Source organism: Vibrio sp. 2033 (assembly GCF_033339735.1).
This window is the reverse complement of sequence record NZ_JAWOVC010000450.1, coordinates 1-644: the sequence shown is the minus strand read 5'-3', so window position 1 is coordinate 644 and position 644 is coordinate 1. Positions and strand designations below refer to the sequence as shown.

At 43.9% G+C, this 644-nt stretch carries 1 protein-coding gene; it reads left to right on the top strand.

The features are described from left to right. Positions 1-131 precede the first annotated feature (131 nt). The coding region (locus R7P74_RS27130) for a LacI family DNA-binding transcriptional regulator (RefSeq protein WP_318123768.1) at positions 132-644 on the top strand (513 nt) is incomplete at its 3' end.

The following is a 644-nucleotide window of genomic DNA, read 5'->3' as shown; positions in this document are numbered from 1 at the left end:
GAGCAGATACCGCTCTCTTTCATGGATCGCACGATTTTACTAAAAGTTTGTGCATCCCTAAGTAGCTGTTTACAATAGCCAGATTATTGAGTTCTCACTTGGACTGTGAGCAATGCCAACGGGAAATGTACATGGCAACACTAAAAGATATCGCCACTGAAGCGGGCGTCTCACTTGCAACTGTATCGCGAGTTTTGAATGACGATCCGACGTTGAGCGTTAAAGAAGAAACCAAACGCCGCATTTTAGAAATCGCAGAAAAGCTGGAGTACCGCACCAGCAGCTCGAAGAAAGCCACCAAAGAAGCCAAGCAAAAACATCACTTTTTGGCCTTGTACAATTACAAACAAGAAGCAGAAGTGAATGACCCGTACTACTTGTCGATTCGTCATGGGATTGAAACTCAGTGCGACAAACTCGGCATTACGCTAACCAATTGCTACAACAGCGAAATTGATGTTGAAACGCAAAAGATTACGGGTGTCCTTTTAGTCGGGAAAGTCGACCAAAAGGTGGTCAATAAGTTACCTAAACGCCTAGCCGATAGCATCTGTTACATCGACTTTTCGGATCCAACTAGCCCTTACGATTGCGTTGATATCGACCTTGTAAGAATCAGCAAGCAAGTGGTTGATTTCTTTGTA